The organism is Streptomyces sp. S6 (genome assembly GCF_054880855.1).
In genome coordinates this window covers 1-1,882 of the sequence record NZ_JBTYMC010000584.1, presented here as the reverse complement: position 1 = coordinate 1,882, position 1,882 = coordinate 1, and the positions used below count along the sequence as shown (strand labels likewise).

The window sequence follows — 1,882 nt, the reverse complement described above, 5'->3', positions numbered from 1 at the left end:
CGGCGGCCCGCCATGCCTGCCGCACCGCCCGCGCCTGCCCGCCGGGGTCCGGATTGACCAGCCCCGACGCCCGCCCGTCGCTCGCCACCCCGGTGCCCCGGATCACCGCGTACACCCGGTCGCCGTCCCGCTCGGCGTCCGCCAGCCGCTTGAGGACGACGACCCCGGTGCCCTCGCCGATGAGGATGCCGTCGGCGTCGCGGTGGAAGGGCCGGATGCGCTCGGTGGGGGAGAGCGCGCGGAGTTGGGAGAAGACGCTCCACAACGTGATGTCGTGACAGTGGTGGACACCCCCGGCGAGCATCAAGTCGCAGCGTCCGGAGGACAGTTCGTTCACCGCCTGGTCCACCGCGACGAGCGACGACGCGCACGCCGCGTCCACGGTGTACGCGGGCCCGCGCAGGTCCAGCCGGCTCGCGACTCGTGACGCCGCGAGGTTGGGCACCAGCCCGATCGCCGCCTCGGGACTGTCGGGACCGAGGCGCTCGGTGAACGCCTCCCGCACCCGCCCCAGTTGCCCGTCGGACAGCTCGGGCATCAACTCCCCGAGCGTGCGCACGAGTTGCCCGGCCGTGCGCACCCGCTGGTCGAGCCGGACCAGGCCGGGCGTGAGGTATCCGCCCCGGCCGAGGACGACCCCGACCCGCTGCCGGTCGGGCAGCCGTCCCGCCCCGCCCGCGTCCTCCAGGGCCGCCGCCGCCACGTGCAGCGCGATCAACTGGTCCGGTTCGGTGCCGCTCACCGACGCCGGCATGACCCCGAACCGGGTCACCTCCACCTCGGCGAGCCCGTCCACGAATCCGCCGCGCCGGCAGTACACCCGGTCCGCGACGGCCGGTTCGGTGGCGGTTCCGGGGTGGTAGTAGTCGGCGTCCCAGCGGTCCGCGGGCACGGCGCCGATCGCGTCGACGCCGTCCCGGAGGTTGCGCCAGTAGGCGTCGAGGTCCGCAGCGCCGGGGAACAGGACGGACATCCCGACGACGGCGACCGGAAGTTGACGGACGGTCAGATCGTCTCTGTCCCCGGGTTCTCTGAGGTCCACCCCGTCACCAGCCCGAGGCCGTGTGCACGACCGCCGTCAACGACGGATCGCCCCACGCCAACTCCCGCAGCAGCGCGGCCGTTCCCTCCTCGGGGTCGATCAGCCCGACCCCGCGCCGCGCGTACTCCCGCGCCAACTCCGGCCCCACCATGCCCCCGTGGGAGACGTCGGGCGCCCACGGCCCCCAGTGCACGGTCAGCGCCCGCCACCCCGTACGCGCCGCCCACGCCGCGCCCAGCGCCTCCAGCGCGTCGTTGGCGGCGGCGTAGTCGGCCTGCCCCCGATTGCCGAGGACCGCGGAGATGCTGCCGAACAGCACGGTGAACGACGGCCCGCTCGGCAGTTCCTCCAGCGCCGTCAGCAGCGCGTGCGCGCCGGACGCCTTCGTCGCGTACACCCGGCGGAACGACTCGGCGCTCTTCTCGGCGATCAGCCGGTCCTCGATCACCCCGGCCGCGTACACCACACCGTCCAGCCGCCCGTGCTCGGCGTGGATCTCCTTGACCGCCTGCAACACGGCGTCGGACTCCCGGAAGTCGACGCTGCGATACCGCACGGCACTGCCCAGCGCGGTCAGTTCCGCCAGTGTCGCCCTGATCTCCCGCTGCGCGAGCAGGAGTTCGGCCTCCCGGCCGATCTCGGCGAGAGTGCCGGCGCCCCGCCCGGCCAGGACGGCACGCAGCTCGGCCGGGGTGTGCGCGGCGGCCGTCGCCGGGTCCTCCGGCCCGTCCGGCGCGGGCGTACGGCCCAGCAGTTCGAGATGGCACCGCGAGGCACGCGCCAGTGTCACGGCGCACTGCGCGGCGATCCCCCGCGCCCCGCCCGCCAGCAGGACGACGG

At 74.8% G+C, this 1,882-nt stretch carries 2 protein-coding genes; both read right to left on the bottom strand.

Annotation, left to right across the window (positions count from 1 at the left end):
* A partial coding sequence (locus ACVNF4_RS35495; RefSeq protein WP_461806958.1) for a beta-ketoacyl [acyl carrier protein] synthase domain-containing protein occupies positions 1-973 on the bottom strand: 973 nt, incomplete at its 3' end.
* Between the two features lie 73 nt (positions 974-1,046).
* The coding region (locus ACVNF4_RS35490; RefSeq protein WP_461806957.1) for an SDR family oxidoreductase at positions 1,047-1,882 on the bottom strand (836 nt) is incomplete at its 5' end.